This window comes from Streptomyces sp. SLBN-31, from assembly GCF_006715395.1.
Lineage (GTDB): Bacteria > Actinomycetota > Actinomycetes > Streptomycetales > Streptomycetaceae > Streptomyces.
Genome location: NZ_VFNC01000001.1, coordinates 2,918,525 through 2,933,066, shown reverse-complemented (window position 1 = coordinate 2,933,066; position 14,542 = coordinate 2,918,525). Strand labels below are relative to the sequence as shown.

Here is a 14,542-nt window from a genome sequence, read left to right as displayed (position 1 = left end):
TCAGAACGTCAGCACGGGCTTGACTGCCTTGCCCGCGCGCATGTCCCGCACCGCCTGGTCGATGTCCGCGAACGGATAGGTGCTGATCAGGCGGTGCAGCGGCAGCCGGCCGTCCTTCACGAGCCGGACCAGGGACGGGATGAAGGACTGGGTCTCGGCGTCGCCGAGGGTGAGGCCGACGACCCGCTTGCCGCCGAGGAGGCCGTTGACGTCCAGGGCGACCTCGGTACCGAAGGGCGGGGCGCCGACGACGACCAGGGTGCCGCGGGCGGCGAGCGCGTCGACGCCCTGGCGCAGGACGCCGACGTTGCCCGTGGTCTCCACGACCCCGTCCGCGCCCTGGCCCCCGGTGATGCCGGCGAGCGCTTCGCCGAGTTCCTCCTGCGCGGCGTTCACGGTGTGGGTGGCTCCCAACTCCCTTGCCAGCAGCAGGCGTTCCGTGACCCGGTCGACGGCGACGATCGTGGTGGCGGGCGTCAGGGCGGCCGCCATGACCGCGGACAGCCCGACGGCGCCGGCGCCGAGGACGACGACCGTGCCGCCGGTGGCCGGCTTCAGTACGTTCCAGACGGCGCCGACACCGGTCTGCACACCGCAGCCCAGCGGGGCGATCGCCTCCAGCGGCACGTCCGGGTCGACCTTGACGAGGCTGCGCTCGTCCACCAGCGCGCGTTCGGCGAAGGAGGACTGTCCGAAGAAGTGGCCGCCGAGGGGCTCTCCGTCGCGGCTGATCGTGCTGCTGCCGTCGGCGCGGCGGCCCCCGATCAGGTTCAGCGGCAGCCAGGTGGCGCAGTAGGCGGGATGGCCGCCGTTGCAGTTGCGGCACTCGCCGCACGAGGTGAACGACAGCACGACATGGTCGCCGGGCGCCACGCCGGTGACCGCCGGGCCGACGGCCTCGACGACACCCGCTCCCTCGTGTCCCAGCACGCCGGGCAGCGGGAAGGGCAGGCCGCCGCTCGCCACCCCGAGGTCGGTGTGGCACAGGCCGGTGGCCACCATGCGGACCACGGCCTCGTGCGGTCCGGGCTCGTCGAGCTCGACGTCGGCGAGTGTGAAGGGCGTACCGCCGGACTCGACGACCGCGGCGCGGGTGGTGATGGACATCGTACGAACTCCCTTGTGGTTCGGGCGTGTTCAGCCGGGATCAGTCGAGCGAGACGACGACGGACTTGACCTTGGTGTAGGCGGCGAGGGCCTCGGGTCCGTACTCGCGGCCGAAACCGGAGTCCTTGACGCCGCCGAAGGGCACCGCGGGGTCGAGCATGGCCCAGTCGTTGATCCACACGATGCCCGCCTGGAGCCGCTCGGCGATGCGGTGGGCGCGGGCGAGGTGGGCGGTCTGGACACCCGAAGCCAGGCCATAGGGCGTGGAGTTGGCGAGCGCGACCGCCTCGTCCTCGGTGTCGAAGGGCTGCACGGTCAGGACGGGTCCGAAGATCTCCTCCTGCACGACCCGGGAGTCGTTCGACAGGTCCGCGATGACGGTGGGCTTGTAGTAGTAGCCGCCGTCCAGGTCGAGCCGCTCACCGCCGGCCACGATGCGGCCGCCCTCCTTGCGGGCAAGGTCGACGTACTCCTCGACCTTCCTCAGGTGCTTCTCCCCCGCCATGGGGCCCACGACGGTCCCGGGGTCGCGCGGGTCGCCGACGGGCACGCCGGGGACGGCCTCGGCGAGGATGCCGAGCAGGGTGGAGTAGACCGGGCGGGCCACCAGCAGGCGCGGGCCGCCCATGCAGAACTGGCCGGTGTTGAAGACGAACGCCTTGATGATCGCCCCGACCGCCTTCTCCAGGTCGGCGTCCTCGAAGACGATGTGGGCGGCGTTGCCGCCGAGTTCCATGGTGACGGGCTTGAGGGCCTCGCCGGCCACGCCCGCCACATGGCGGCCGACCGCGGTGGAGCCGGTGAAGGCGACCTTGTCGATGCCGCGGTGGCGCAGCAGGGCCTCGCCCGCCACCGCTCCGGTGCCGGTGACGACGTTGACCACGCCGTCGGGGACGCCGGCCTTCTGGAAGAGGCGGGCCATGTACAGGGCGCTGAGCGGGGTCTCGTCGGCGGGCTTGTGCACCACCGTGTTGCCGGCCGCCAGCGCGGGGCCGATCTTCGAACCGGCAAGGATCAGCGGGAAGTTGAATGGTGTGATCGCGGCGACCACGCCGAGCGGTTCGCGCCTGGTGTACGCGAGGGCGTTCATGGGGGTGTCGCGGACCGCGCCGTCGAGGGAGTGGGCGAGGGCGGCGAAGTGCTCGTAGTCGTTGGCGGCGTTGGTGACGTCCACGGCGTGGCAGAGCGAGATGGGCTTGCCGACGTCCAGGCTCTCCAGGCGGGCGATGTCGTCGGCGTTCTCGCGGATCAGCTCGGCCACCCGGAGCAGGACGCGGCCGCGCTCGCGCCCGCTCAGTCCGGACCAGGCTCCGCCGTCGAAGGCCTCCCGGGCGGCCCGGACCGCCGCGTCCACGTCGGCGGCGCCCGCCTCCGCGACGGTGGTGAGGACCGCACCCCGGGACGGGTCGACCACCTCGGTGCGCGCTCCGTCGGCGGCATCGCGCCACTGGCCCCCGACGAACAGCCGTCCGGGTTCGATCTCGAAGGTGGTCATCGCCACTCCTCAGCCTCTTCGCCAAGATTTCAACAAACAGGAATCCTGTTGGTTCGCAGTTTCATTACGGACAGGTTTCCTGTCAATGCTCTAGGCTGAACCCATGCTCGACTCCCAGGCTACGAAGACATCGCCGTCCCTGCTCTACATGGTCAAGCAGGTGGAGCTCGTGGTGCGCTCGCACCTGGACGAGCTGGTCAGGCCGGCGGGCATCACGGCGCTGCAGTACACCGCGCTCACCGTCCTGGAGCGCCACGACGGACTGTCGGCCGCCCAGCTCGCCCGCGACTCGTTCGTCACCGCGCAGTCCATCGCCGACCTCGTACGGTCCCTGGAGAACCGCGGACTGGTGCGCCGGGAGCGCAATCCGCGCAACCGCAGGGAGCTGCTGATCCTGCTCACCGACGCCGGCCGGCAGCTGCTCGCACAGCACGCGGAGCCGGTGCGGGAGCTGGAAGAGCGCATGGTCCGCGATCTCACGGCCCACCAGACCGAGCAGTTCCGCCAGTCCCTGTCCAAGGCCTGGCACGCGCTGTCGTAGGCGTTCACCGCAATTCGAAGACATATGTCAATCGAACATGCTCAAATTCACTCCATCGAGGGTAACTTGCAGGGCGGGGAACGCTTTTGCGCTCACTCGGGACCCAGGGGACGGGCCGACGCTCATAGGCTCACGGAACGTTGTCACCCCGGCCCCCGGTGACCTGCAAACCCGCAACGTCGGAGCAGGTGGAGGCGATGTCGTCGTGGAGCAGCAACCGGCGCCGCTGACGCGGCATCTGCGGGTCCGACAGGATCGCGGACACACGGTGCTGGAGTTCCGCGGCGAGATCGACATCGCGGCGGCCGCGGAGATCGGTCCGTACCTGGACCGGGTTACGGCGCGCCCGGACGTCCGGCTGATCATCGATCTGCGGCCCGTCGACTTCTTCGACTGCTCCGGACTGCGCCTGCTGTACCGGGCCCGCACCCGGACCCTCGACCGGGACGGCGAGCTGCGGCTGGTGTGCACACACCCCCTGACGCTGCGCATCCTGCGGGTCACGGGGCTGGCGAAACTGCTGCCCCCGCATGCGACCCTGGACGCGGCCCTGGGGCAGCCCGAGGCCACGTCCGGGTCGTTGTGAGCGCCGCCGGTCTTCCCGTGGTCGATGTGACCGATGGTCCCGCGCGTCTATTCGCCCCCGGGCGCGTCGAACAGGGCGCTGACGGACTCGCCGTTGTGAATGCGGCGCACGGCCTCAGCGAGCGCCGGGGCGACGGTGAGGATCCGCAGCTTCTCGGTGCGCTCCTCCTCCGGGACCGGCACGGTGTTGGTGCACACGATCTCCAGCATGTCGGGCTGCTCGCCGATGCGTTTGAGCGCCCCGGCGGCGAACAGCCCGTGCGTACAGACCACCCGGATCGAGCGGGGCTTCAACTCCCGTAGCCGGTGGAGGCGTTCGAGGACCGTGCTGCCCTTGGCGATCTCGTCGTCCAGCACGATGACGTCCCGGCCGGCGACCTCGCCGATGACCGAGCTGATGGAGACCCGGTCGTCGGCGTACCGCTGCTTGGCGCCGGCGGCCACCTGGGCGCCGATCATCCGGGCGAACGCGGCCGCCTCCTTGGCGTTGCCGAGATCCGGTGAGACGACGGTGGTGCGGGACAGGTCGTACCGCCGGAAGTGTCGGGCGGGAGCACCTCCTGGGTGATCACCGGTGAGGTGCCGGCCCGCCGGGTGCGCGAGGTCGAGCTGCGGCTGCCGGGACTCACCCACGGCGAGGGGGTGTGGTGGTCGCGGCCGTCGGGCGACCGTGAACTGCGACCGCAGCGCGGGGCGTTCACCACGACACCGGCAGTCTGCGCGGGCTGCGCGTCAACTGGCCCTCCCGCCATTCGATCGACTGGGGCGTGAACTCGGCGCGCAGGCCGGGGAGTCGGGAGGCCAGCCGGTGCAGGGCGAGGCCGAGTTCCAGCCGGGCGAGCCAGGCGCCGAGGCAGTGGTGGGGTCCGGCGCCGAAGATCAGGGTCGGTGAGGTCAGGGGGGTGAAGGGGTCCGGCGGGCCGGGCGGGAACACGTCGGGGTCGCGGACGGCGGAGTTGGTCTGCACGGCGACCACCGCGCCCGCCGGGATGGCCACGCCGCCGACCTCGACGTCCTCGACGGCGCGGCGGATCAGTCCCGGCAGCACGCGGCCCTCGCTGAGCGGGACGGCACGCAGCAGCTGTTCCGCCGCGCCCGCCGCCGTCTCCTCGTCGGCGGCGAGTCCGGCCCAGACGTCCCGGGCGTCGGTGAGCAGGTAGACGACGATGTTGCCGAGCGCCGTCATGGTCGTCTCGTGACCGGCCACCACCAGCCCGCACACGAGGCGCACCAGCTGCCGCTCGTCGATGTCGAGGCTGTCGCCCGCCGCGACGAGACCGCTCACCAGGTCGTCGCCGGGAGACTCGCGCCGTTCGGCGATCAGGTCGGCGCCGAAGGCCGTGAACTCGGCCAGCGCGGCGGAGACCTCCTCACGGGTGTGGGCGCCGCCGGTCAGGGCGTGGTCGGCCCAGTGGCGGATGCGTTCGCGGTCCAGGTGGTCGAGGCCCATCAGCCGGCAGATCACCGACACGGGCAGCGGCCGCGTGAAGCCCTCGATGATGTCGGCCGGCGGCCGGCGCGCGGCGAAGTCGTCGAGGAGCGCGTCGACGGTCGAGGCCACCCAGGGCCGCCAGCGGGCGATCGCCCGGGGTGTGAACGCCCGCTGCACGGTGCCGCGCAGCCTGCGGTGCGCCTCCCCGTCCATGTTGAGCAGACCGTTCGGGTCGTCCAGCAGGTTCGGTACGACGAGCAGCGGCGGCGCGTCGTCGGCGTACAGCGATCTTCTGTCGAAACGCGGGTCCATCAGCACCTGACGTACGTCGGCGTACCGGGTGACGAGCCACACCGGGGTTCCGGTGCCGAGGGCGGCGGGCCGCGGCGGCCCGGCCTCGGGGAGGTCGACGCGGTGCATGGGACACAAGGGGCGGGAAGTGCTGTCTGTGGTCATCCGGGGCTCCCGGCATGCCGGTTCGGACGGTCCCCTCACGCTAATGCGCCCCGACTGCCTCGACCAAGGGTGTCAATCGGCCAACGAGACGGTCTGGCCGGGCATTTGGCGGGCATGCGTGTCAGTGGAAAGGAGGGCCGTCGCCATGACGACTCCCATCAGGCGCGTGTCCAGGCGCATGCCCGGCTGGGCGAAGGCGGTGAGCGCCGTCGTGCTGGTGCTCGTGGTGTTCTTCGCCGGTATCCGGCTGGCCGTGCTGCCGGGCCTCAAGGACCTGTTCGGCACCGAGACCCACGACCGCACGGGCCCCACACTGCTCCAGTCCATCCAGGACATGAGCCGTTACGACGCCGCCTCCGGCAACTTCCAGGTCGTGGTCGACCTGGAGAAGGACACCAAGTACCTGCCCGACGCCATCCGCGGCACCCGTGTCCTCTACGTGGGCGCGGGCACCGTCGACGCCTATGTGGACCTGGGCAGGGTCGGCAAGGACGACGTGACGGTCAACGGCGACCGCACGTCCGCCACTCTGCGGCTGCCGCACGCGGCCCTGGGCAAGCCGGCCCTCGACCCGGACCGCTCCTACGCGGTCTCCAAGCAGCGCGGTCTGCTGGACCGGCTGGGCGACCTCTTCTCGGACAACCCCAACAGCGAGCAGGCCGTGCAGAAGGCCGCGGTCAAGCACATCGGCGACGCCGCGAAGGACAGCGGACTGACCAAGCGCGCCGAGAGCAACACCACCGACATGCTCGAAGGGCTGCTGCACTCGCTCGGCTTCAAGGAGGTGCACGTCTCCTACCGGAGCTGATCAGCCGCCCAGCACCCCGGGCAGGGCCAGCGCGCCGAGCAGGGCGGCGCCGACCAGCATCCAGGCCACGTAGTCACCGAGGTGCCCGGACTGCAGGCGCCGCAGCCGCGAGGCGCGGTAGGCGCCGGCGAGCAGCTTCGGCCGGGCCACGGCGAGGGCCGCGAGGCCCCCGGCCAGCGCGGTCGAGGCGAGGGCGAGGAACACCCCGGCCGGCGTCCAGTGCGGAGCCGAGACCACGGCTCCGCCGGCGCCGGCCTCGTTGACGCCGTGCGCGACCAGCCCGGCGAAGCCGGGGGCCACGCCGACGGCGAGAGAGGCGGCGAGCAGCACCGCGGGGACCGACCTCATCGTGTCGGGGACGCGGCCGAGCCGGCTCCCGGTCTCGGGCTGCTCGCCGGAGCCGGTCGTCTCGTACTCGGTGTCCTCCTCGGGCCGGGGCCCGAGGCCGAGGAAGACCCGCGCGGTGACTCGCAGCACCACCGCGCCGGTCACCGCGCTCACCAGCACGTACAGCACGGTGAGCGGGCCGCCCACGGCCTCCTCGGTGACGGTCTTGCCGAGGCCCGTTCCGAACGGCGGCAGCCCGGCGAGCGCGAGGCCGCCCACGCCGTAGAGCACGGCGACACCGCGCAGCCGCCGGGCGCGGCCGTGCAGGGCGTACTCGTCGACGCTGCCGAAGCGGTCGAGGAGGACGCCGGTGCAGGCGAACAGGGCGGCCTTCACCCCGGCGTGGCCGAGGATGTACAGCGCGACCCCGTCATCGCCCTCCGGCGTCAGCACGCCGAGGCCGATCAGGAACAGCCCGGTGTGGGCGACCGTCGAGAAGGCCAGCTGCCGTTTGATGTGCCGCTGGAACCAGCACATCACGGCACCGACCAGCGCCGTCAGGGTCCCGAGCACCAGCAGTACCCGCTCCGCGTCGGCCGCCGGGACGCCGCCCGGGCCGGAGAAGACGGTGCCGTACACGCGCCAGACGCCGTATGTGCCGAGCTCGACCATGACGCCGGACAGCAGCATGCACACGGGCGTCGGCGCGACGGCGTGCGCGTCGGGCAGCCAGAAGTGGAAGGGCGCGGCGGCGGCCTTGACCAGCAGGCCGGTCAGGACGAGGACGAAACCGGCGAGGGTGAGCGCGTCGGGTCCCCCGTGCACGGCGGCGCTGTCCAGGCCGCGCCCGATCTGGGTGAGGGCCAGTTCGCCGGTGCGGGCGTACAGCAGCCCGATGCCCATCAGCATGGCGTACGCGCCGAGCGAGGTGACGACGCCGAAGGTGAGGGCGCCCTGCACGGCCTTGGCCTCTTCGACACGGGTGCCGGTGAGGGCGTAGGCGACGACGCTCATCAGCTCGAACCAGACGAACATGTTGAACAGGTCGCCGGCGATCGCGAAGCCGCACATGCCGCCCTGGAAGAGCAGCAGCAGGGCGGGGAAGGAGCCCGCGTGGCGGCGGGGCGGTTCGTCGAAGTAGTGCCAGGAGTACACCATCGCCGCCAGGGTCAGCAGCGACGCCAGCGCGGCCATGCCGAGGCCCGGGCCGTCCCCGACGAGGACGATGCCGACGCTCTCGCCGTTCACCGGCTGCCAGCCGCCGACCCATTCGGTCATGGGCGGCGAGGAGTCGAGGAGCAGCACCAGCGCGAGCCCGGCGGTTGCCGCGCACACGGCGCAGGCCACGGACTCGGCGACGACCCGGGGCAGCCGGCGCCCCACGGCGACCAGGACGGCGGCACCGAGGAGGGGGACGGCGACGAGGAGCGGGAGCAGGTCGTTCATCAGCCGCGCAGCTCGGAGAGCTCGTCGGGGTCGACGGTGTCGTGGCGCTTGGCGACCTGCACGACGAGCGCCAGCAGCAGGGCGGTGACGGTGGCGCCGACCACGACGTCGGTGAGGGTGAGCGCCTGGACGACGGGGTCGACGACCGGCCGGGAGCCGGGATCGATGTCGGAGAAGACGGGTGCGGTGGCCTCGTCCCGGTAACCGACCGCCAGCAGCAGGACGTAGGTCGCGGCCTGGCAGACGGACAGGCAGCCGACGGCGTGGATGAGGTTGCGGCTGGTGGCCAGGCCGTAGCAGCCGACCAGGAAGACATATGCGGCCACCAGGTAGGGCAGTACGTCCATCACGGCGTTCACGTCCCGTCGTCCTCCTCGATCTCGACGGCCTGGTCCAGGAAGCGGGCGAGCAGGATCACGACGGCGCAGGCGACCTCCATGCCGATGGCCGCGTTGAGCAGGGGGACGGTGCCGCCGGAGGACAGGGTGTTGAAGGTGCCGTACGGCAGCAGCGTGTTGGCCAGGAAGGCGGTGCCTCCGACAAGTCCGGCGAGACCGGTGACGAGGTAGGCGGAGGCGGCCAGCGCGTCGCCGACCTCGTAGACGCCGATCGGGCGGACCCGTTCCAGGGCCCGGTAGTCGGCGCCCAGGTAGAGCAGGTGCAGGGCCGTCGCGGCGACGACGCCGCCCTGGAAGCCGCCCCCCGGGCTGAGCTGGCCGTGGGCGACCACGTACAGCCCGCTGAGCAGGGCGACGGGCAGGACGACGAGGGCGTAGTGGCGTACCGGCCGGGCCACTTCGGCGGGTTGGGGGCGGGCGCGGTGTTCGTCGCGGGTCTGTCGCAGCAGCACGACACAGCCGAGGACGGCGGAGAAGAGGATGGTCATCTCGCCGAGGGTGTCGAAGGCGCGCTGGTCGAAGTTGACCGATGAGATGGTGTTGGCGGTGTGCCGGGCGAGCGAGGCGCGCACGGCCCGGTCGCCGTAGGGGTGCCGGTCCCCGCCGAAGTCGGGGAGTCTCAGGCAGGCCGCGACGAGCAGGGCGGCGAGGCCCGCGCCGCCGGCCAGCAGCACCCACAGTCGGCCGCGCCGGGTCACCGGCGGTCGTCCTTGTCCCGGCCGCGCCGCCTGACCTTGCGGACGGTGAGCATCAGCAGCAGCGGGGTCAGGGCGGAGCCGACGGCCAGCTGCGACAGGCCGACGTCGGGTGCCTGCAGGACGGTGAACAGCACGGCGAGCACGACCCCGAGGACGGCCAGGACGAGGGCCTGGCGCACGGGATCACGAGTCGCCACCGCCGCCGTCGAGGCCGCCGCGACCAGCAGCAGCGCCACGACGATCACCGCGTCAGCCACGGCGCACCCCCCGGAACCCTCCGGACAGCGCACGCGAGGCGAGGATGTTCCCGCTGATCAACAGCGCCCCGATCACCAGCAGTTTGACCATGGCCCGGCCGGGCCCGGTGGCCACGCACAGCGCGATGACCGCGGCCGCGCCCAGTCCGGCGACCACCCATGTCGCTCCCCAGGCGCGCGGGGGGTCCTCGGCGAGTTCGTCGGCGAGCAACCGGGCGAAGACGAGGGTGCCGACGGGGCCGAGCAGGGCGAGGACGAGGCCGAGGTCCGCGTAGGAGGGGCGGCCGTAGGCCTGGGACAGGAGGAGCAGGCCGGGGCAGGCGAGGGCAGTTGACAGGTTCTGGGCCACGACCCGGCGCCGCAGCGGCCCGGTGCTCACACCCCACAGGGCCGCCCCCAGGCCGGCGCCGAGCCCGACGGTCGCGGCCAGCGTCCAGCCGTTCACGATCCGGTCACCGCCCGCCGGGCGGCCCGCGCGGCGAGGGCGCCCACGCCGGCACAGCCGGCGCCGACGGCGAGTTCCAGGGTGTCCACCGTGCTGATGAGGACCAGCCACAGGAGGGCGAGCGCGACCCACCAGGCGAGCAGTTCGGCCAGGGCGAGGAGTGCCGTCCGCGGGGTCATGCGCCACCTCCTCGGGCTCCGCTCGCTCACCGTGCCGGCGAGATGTCCGGTCTGTCCCTGCGCGGCATCCAAGCATCACGACGGGTGCCGCTGGTGGCGGCGCGCTCGGCTCATCGCCCGGAGTGCCCCCACAGCGGGAGGGGAAACCGGGCGGGCGCCCGGCCCGGACCGCGGATGCGGCGGCATCGTCGGGCGGCGAGGGGGTAAACGCCTTGAAACGCAGGCAAGTTGAAGACTGGAGGACCTGATGGCCCGTGCAGCAGTGCGCCCGCTGTCCGCTTTACGCCTGCGCACCGCCAAGGCCGCGAAGCCGGAGACGAGTGCGCAGTCCGTCAAGAAGGCGAAGGCGCGTCCCGCGCCCCGCCCGGAGCCGCGCGAGCGGCACGTGCTCCCCTGGCCGATCCGGGTGCTGGCGATGCTGGGCGCGTTCGCGGCCATGGTGGCGTTCGCGGTCGTGCTGGCCAAGCTGACGCTGGAGCCTTCCCCCGCCTCGACCTCGCTGGTGCACACCAACCTGCATCCGGGCCGCTCGATCCGGGCCTACATGGAGCAGCCGGCGCTGCGGGACACCGTGAAGCAGATCGGCGGCAACATTCTGCTGGGCGTCCCGTTCGGCGTGCTCGTGCCGGTCGTCGCGCCACGGGCACGCGGGCTGCTGCGCGTCCTGTTGCTGACCGCCGTGGTGATGCTGCTCGTGGAGTTCGCCCAGGGAGCACTGGTCAACGGTCGCGCCTTCGACATCGACGACGTCATCCTCAACACCACGGGCGCCCTGATCGGCTGGCTGCTGCTGGGGCGGCGGATGGGCAAGGTGCACGCCCGGGAGCGGGTGCCCGCCCGGCCGGCCAAGCGGACAAAGAGCGCGTAACCGGGAACCCCGAACTCCGGTCCGTACCAATGTATTGACGGCGGGCTTATCTCACTTCTTAAATCAAGAGGCGACGCCTTCACCCCCCACCCCGGCCGGGCGCACGTGTGCGCCCGGCCGCCGTACGGAAGGAAGTGCCGTGGCCTCCCCACGACTGCTGCGCAGATGTCTGTTCGCCGCCCTCTCCGCCGTCCTGGTCGCAACCGCGGCGACCGGTGCGGCGCAGGCGGAGACGTCCAGGGCCACCGCCGCCGCGGTGACGTTCTCGGACACCTTCGACGGGCCCGCCGGGGCCGCCGTCGACTCCTCGAAGTGGCAGACCGAGACCGGCGACAACGTCAACAACCACGAGCGGCAGTACTACACCTCGGGCAGCAAGAACGCGGCACTGGACGGCCAGGGCCATCTGGTGATCACCGCCCGGCGCGAGAACCCCGCCAACTACCAGTGCTGGTACGGCACCTGCCAGTACACCTCGGCCCGGCTGAACACCTCGGGGAAGTTCACCGCCCAGTACGGGCACGTCGAGGCCCGGATGAAGATCCCGCGCGGGCAGGGCATGTGGCCCGCGTTCTGGATGCTGGGCACGCCGGTCAACTGGCCGGACTCGGGCGAGATCGACGTCATGGAGAACGTCGGCTTCGAGCCCTCCACCGTGCACGGCACCATCCACGGCCCCGGCTACTCCGGTTCCGGCGGCATCGGCGCCGCCTACACCCTGCCGGGCGGCCAAGCCTTCGCCGACGCCTTCCACACCTTCGCCGTCGACTGGGCGCCCGACTCGATCACCTGGTCCGTGGACGGCAACGTCTACCAGCGCCGCACTCCCGCCGACCTCGGCGGGAAGACCTGGGTGTTCAACAAGCCGTTCTTCCTGATCCTCAACCTCGCGGTGGGCGGCTACTGGCCGGGCGACCCCGACGGCTCCACGGCCTTCCCGCAGCAGCTGGTGGTGGACTCGGTGTCGGTCACCACGGGTGACACGGCCACCGGCGCGGCGATCAGGGGACTGGCCGGGAAGTGCGTGGACGTCGCCGGCGCGAACCCCGCCAACGGCACCCCCGTCCAGCTCTACGACTGCAACGGCACCGCCGCCCAGCAGTGGACCGTGGGCTCCGACGGCACACTGCGCGCCCTGGGCAAGTGCCTGGACGTCACCGGCAACGGCACGGCGGACGGCTCGACCGTCCAGCTGTGGGACTGCACCGGCGGCCCGAACCAGAAGTGGACGGTCACCGGGGCCCACGACATCGTCAATCCGCAGGCGAACAAGTGTCTCGACGTCACCGGCAACAACTCGGCCAACGGCACGCGCCTGCAGATCTGGTCCTGCACGGGCGGCGCCAACCAGAAGTGGACGGTCGGCTGACCAGCTCGGCAGGACCTAGTGCGGTCTCCAGGTGAACTTGTCGCCGCCGACCCAGCGCACCACGTCCGGATCGTCCATGTCGTGGACCGTGATGCCGAACGCCGCCGCGGCCTCCAGGACGTCGATGATGCCCTTGGCCTCGCCGACCACTTCGCCGTCGATCTCCACGATCCGGAACGGGGGCGTGCCCGGCTGTACTCCGAGCACCATGATCCGCGGGTGCGCGATGTAGGGAGCTGCTTGTTCGGTCATGCAATTCAGCGTAGGACGCAACCGGCCCACCTGGCTCGGTCGCGTCACTCCTAAAGGAGTTCCAGCACGGCCGCCTCGACGGCGCCCTGGGTGGCGGGAGGCCCGAAGTGCCCGTGCTCGCCCAGCCGGGTGAGCGCGGGGGCGACGGTCCGCCCCTCCTCGAACAGTTCGAGGACCCGCGCGTCGATGTAGGAGGCCCGGCACACCGCCGGCGTGTTGCCCAAGTAGTGGCTCACCTCGCGGACGGCGCGGGCGACCTGCCGGCGCCGGGCCGTGGGGGTGGCGCGGGCCTCCCCCGTCCCGACGGCGAGAGCGACGGCGGCGAGGACCGTTGCGTGCCAGGTCCGGAAGTCCTTGGCGGTGATCTCCGTCCCGGACAGCCTGCGCATGGTCTCGTTGAGGTCGGCGCCGTGCAGGTCGTGCCAGGCTCCGCGCTCCCAGTACACCAGCAGCCGGTCCCCGCCGCGCCGACGGCGCAGCAGGGCGCGTACGGCGGTGTGGGCCTCCTCGTCGACGAGCGCCCGGACGATCTCCGTGCCGCCCTTCGCCGGGAAGCTGAACGCGATCTCGTCGCGGCGGCAGGTCACGTGCTCGCGCAGCATCGTCGTCAGACCGTAGGTCTCGCTCTGGCGGGTGTGCCGGTCGCTGCCGATGCGGAAGAAGCCGAGGTCCAGCAAGCGCACGGCGCAGGCAGTGACGCGCGGCCGGGACAGTCCGCGTCCGGCGAGGTGGGCGGCGACCTTGGCCCGCAGCTCGGGCAGGGCACGCGCCACCTCCCGGACGTGTTCGTGCTTGGCCTGCTCCTGCTGGGCGCGGAAGAGCTCGTGGTACAGGTACTGGCGGCGGCCGGCGTCGTCGGTGCCGACGGCCTGGAGGTGCCCGTTGGGCCAGGGGCAGATCCACACGTCCCGCCAGGCGGGCGGGATGACCAGGGCGCGGATGCGGTCGAGGTGCCGGGGGTCCGTGAGGGGCCGGCCGTCCTGGTCCCGGTAGCGGAAGCCGCGGCCCCAGCGGACGCGGCTGAACCCGGGGCGTTCGCAGGAGCTGGTGCGCAGTCTCATGGCCGTCGGTTCAGGGCCGCCGCCAGTCGTCGCTCTTCAGATGCGAGCCGGCCTGCGGGCCCATGCGGAGCATCCCGCCGTCCACGCTCCAGGACGCGCCGGTGACATAGGAGGCGTCGGGTCCGGCGAGGAACGCGATCACGGCGGCCACCTCCCGGGCGTCGCCCGGACGGCCGAGCGGGACGCCGGGACGGGACTCGGCGCGCACGTCGGTGTCCTCCTGGCCGGTCATCGGAGTGGCGATCTCGCCCGGCGCGACCGCGTTGACGGTGATGCCGTGCTCGGCGAGCTCCAGCGCCATGACCTGGGTGAGCAGCCCGAGGCCGCCCTTGGCCGCGCAGTACGGCGCCGCACCCACCCTGGGCTGGTGCTCGTGCACGGACGTCACGTTGACGATCCGGCCGCCGTCGCCCTGCCGGATCATGTGCCGGGCCGCCCGCTGCCCGCACAGGAACGGGCCGATCAGATCGACGTCCAGGACCTCGCGCACGGTGTCGAGCTCCAGGTCGAGGAACGGCGTCATGGTGCCCGTACCGGCATTGTTGACGAGGACGTCGAGGCGGCCGAGGCGCTCGGCGAGCTCGTCCACGGTGTCCGCGGCCTCGGGGAGACCGGTGAGGTCCAGTCGGGCGACCTCGGCCCGCCGCCCGAGGGCACGGACCTCCGCGGCGGTCTCCTCCGCGCCCTCGTGGTCGGTGTGGAAGGTGATGCCGACGTCCAGGCCGGCCTGCGCGAGGCGGACGGCGGTGGCCCGGCCGATGCCGGAGTCGGAACCGGTGACCACGGCCACTCCGGCGGGAGCTGATGGGGACATCGTC

The 14,542-nt window shown here is 72.2% G+C and carries 17 protein-coding genes and 2 pseudogenes; 6 read left to right on the top strand and 13 right to left on the bottom strand.

Annotated features, from left to right (window positions below):
* Both FBY22_RS13535 and FBY22_RS13530 read right to left on the bottom strand, forming a co-directional pair.
* Complete coding sequence (locus tag FBY22_RS13535) at positions 1-1,107, bottom strand: NAD(P)-dependent alcohol dehydrogenase (protein WP_142145415.1); 1,107 nt, start codon at positions 1,105-1,107, stop codon at positions 1-3.
* Between the two features lie 40 nt (positions 1,108-1,147).
* Positions 1,148-2,602, bottom strand: a complete 1,455-nt coding sequence (locus tag FBY22_RS13530) for an aldehyde dehydrogenase (protein ID WP_142145413.1) — start codon at positions 2,600-2,602, stop codon at positions 1,148-1,150.
* 103 nt (positions 2,603-2,705) lie between these two features.
* Here FBY22_RS13530 and FBY22_RS13525 point away from each other — a divergent pair, with 103 nt between their 5' ends.
* Positions 2,706-3,143 (top strand): MarR family winged helix-turn-helix transcriptional regulator, encoded by a 438-nt coding sequence (locus FBY22_RS13525; RefSeq protein ID WP_142145411.1) that lies wholly within the window; start codon positions 2,706-2,708, stop codon positions 3,141-3,143.
* A gap of 205 nt (positions 3,144-3,348) precedes the next feature.
* A complete protein-coding gene (locus FBY22_RS13520; RefSeq protein WP_260844821.1) occupies positions 3,349-3,729 on the top strand; it encodes an anti-sigma factor antagonist in 381 nt (126 codons plus the stop codon).
* Positions 3,730-3,776: 47 nt separating this feature from the next.
* Here the strand turns inward: FBY22_RS13520 and prs are convergent.
* Positions 3,777-4,277, bottom strand: a pseudogene (gene prs, locus FBY22_RS13515) (ribose-phosphate diphosphokinase); the annotation flags it as partial.
* On the opposite strand from prs, the pseudogene FBY22_RS44840 reads away from it, so the two are divergent.
* Positions 4,272-4,499, top strand: a pseudogene (locus FBY22_RS44840) (hypothetical protein); the annotation flags it as partial. The pseudogenes prs and FBY22_RS44840 sit on opposite strands and share 6 nt — an antisense overlap.
* Here FBY22_RS44840 and FBY22_RS13505 read toward each other — a convergent pair.
* Positions 4,426-5,616, bottom strand: a complete 1,191-nt coding sequence (locus FBY22_RS13505) for a cytochrome P450 (protein ID WP_142145405.1) — start codon at positions 5,614-5,616, stop codon at positions 4,426-4,428. The pseudogene FBY22_RS44840 and the gene FBY22_RS13505 sit on opposite strands and share 74 nt — an antisense overlap.
* A gap of 145 nt (positions 5,617-5,761) precedes the next feature.
* Between FBY22_RS13505 and FBY22_RS13500 the strand changes: the two genes are divergently transcribed.
* Positions 5,762-6,424, top strand: coding sequence for a DUF4230 domain-containing protein (locus FBY22_RS13500; RefSeq protein ID WP_142145403.1), 663 nt, complete (start codon positions 5,762-5,764; stop codon positions 6,422-6,424).
* On the opposite strand, the gene FBY22_RS13495 is transcribed toward FBY22_RS13500, so the two are convergent.
* The 6 genes from FBY22_RS13495 to FBY22_RS13470 are packed head-to-tail and all read right to left on the bottom strand — an operon-like array spanning position 6,425 to position 10,174.
* Positions 6,425-8,197, bottom strand: a complete 1,773-nt coding sequence (locus FBY22_RS13495) for a complex I subunit 5 family protein (RefSeq protein ID WP_142145401.1) — start codon at positions 8,195-8,197, stop codon at positions 6,425-6,427. It abuts the gene before it with no gap.
* Positions 8,197-8,544 carry a sodium:proton antiporter gene (locus FBY22_RS13490; protein WP_142147594.1) on the bottom strand — a complete coding sequence of 116 codons (348 nt, stop codon included), beginning with the start codon at positions 8,542-8,544 and terminating at the stop codon, positions 8,197-8,199. The genes FBY22_RS13495 and FBY22_RS13490 overlap by 1 nt, the downstream gene beginning before the upstream one ends.
* Positions 8,545-8,552: 8 nt before the next feature.
* Positions 8,553-9,293: an MnhB domain-containing protein gene (locus tag FBY22_RS13485; RefSeq protein ID WP_142145399.1), complete on the bottom strand. Its 741-nt coding sequence runs from the start codon at positions 9,291-9,293 to the stop codon at positions 8,553-8,555.
* Positions 9,290-9,550, bottom strand: coding sequence for a hydrogenase subunit MbhD domain-containing protein (locus FBY22_RS13480; protein ID WP_142145397.1), 261 nt, complete (start codon positions 9,548-9,550; stop codon positions 9,290-9,292). The genes FBY22_RS13485 and FBY22_RS13480 overlap by 4 nt, the downstream gene beginning before the upstream one ends.
* Positions 9,543-9,995, bottom strand: coding sequence for an MrpF/PhaF family protein (locus tag FBY22_RS13475; protein ID WP_142145395.1), 453 nt, complete (start codon positions 9,993-9,995; stop codon positions 9,543-9,545). The genes FBY22_RS13480 and FBY22_RS13475 overlap by 8 nt, the downstream gene beginning before the upstream one ends.
* Entirely contained in the window at positions 9,992-10,174 is a 183-nt protein-coding gene (locus FBY22_RS13470) for a hypothetical protein (RefSeq protein WP_142145393.1), read from the bottom strand. Before FBY22_RS13470 ends, FBY22_RS13475 begins: the two co-directional genes overlap by 4 nt.
* Before the next feature lie 247 nt (positions 10,175-10,421).
* Here FBY22_RS13470 and FBY22_RS13465 point away from each other — a divergent pair, with 247 nt between their 5' ends.
* Positions 10,422-11,042, top strand: coding sequence for a VanZ family protein (locus tag FBY22_RS13465; protein ID WP_142145391.1), 621 nt, complete (start codon positions 10,422-10,424; stop codon positions 11,040-11,042).
* Between the two features lie 139 nt (positions 11,043-11,181).
* Positions 11,182-12,411, top strand: a complete 1,230-nt coding sequence (locus FBY22_RS13460) for a lectin (RefSeq protein ID WP_142145388.1) — start codon at positions 11,182-11,184, stop codon at positions 12,409-12,411.
* A gap of 15 nt (positions 12,412-12,426) precedes the next feature.
* Here FBY22_RS13460 and FBY22_RS13455 read toward each other — a convergent pair whose 3' ends face one another.
* Genes FBY22_RS13455 through FBY22_RS13445 form a run of 3 tightly spaced genes read right to left on the bottom strand, consistent with a single transcriptional unit; the run spans position 12,427 to position 14,538 of the window.
* Positions 12,427-12,663 (bottom strand): hypothetical protein, encoded by a 237-nt coding sequence (locus FBY22_RS13455; protein WP_142145386.1) that lies wholly within the window; start codon positions 12,661-12,663, stop codon positions 12,427-12,429.
* 50 nt (positions 12,664-12,713) lie between these two features.
* Entirely contained in the window at positions 12,714-13,724 is a 1,011-nt protein-coding gene (locus tag FBY22_RS13450; RefSeq protein ID WP_142145384.1) for a DNA topoisomerase IB, read from the bottom strand.
* A 10-nt stretch (positions 13,725-13,734) separates the two neighbouring features.
* Positions 13,735-14,538, bottom strand: a complete 804-nt coding sequence (locus tag FBY22_RS13445) for an SDR family oxidoreductase (protein WP_142145382.1) — start codon at positions 14,536-14,538, stop codon at positions 13,735-13,737.
* Between the last annotated feature and the right edge of the window lie 4 nt (positions 14,539-14,542).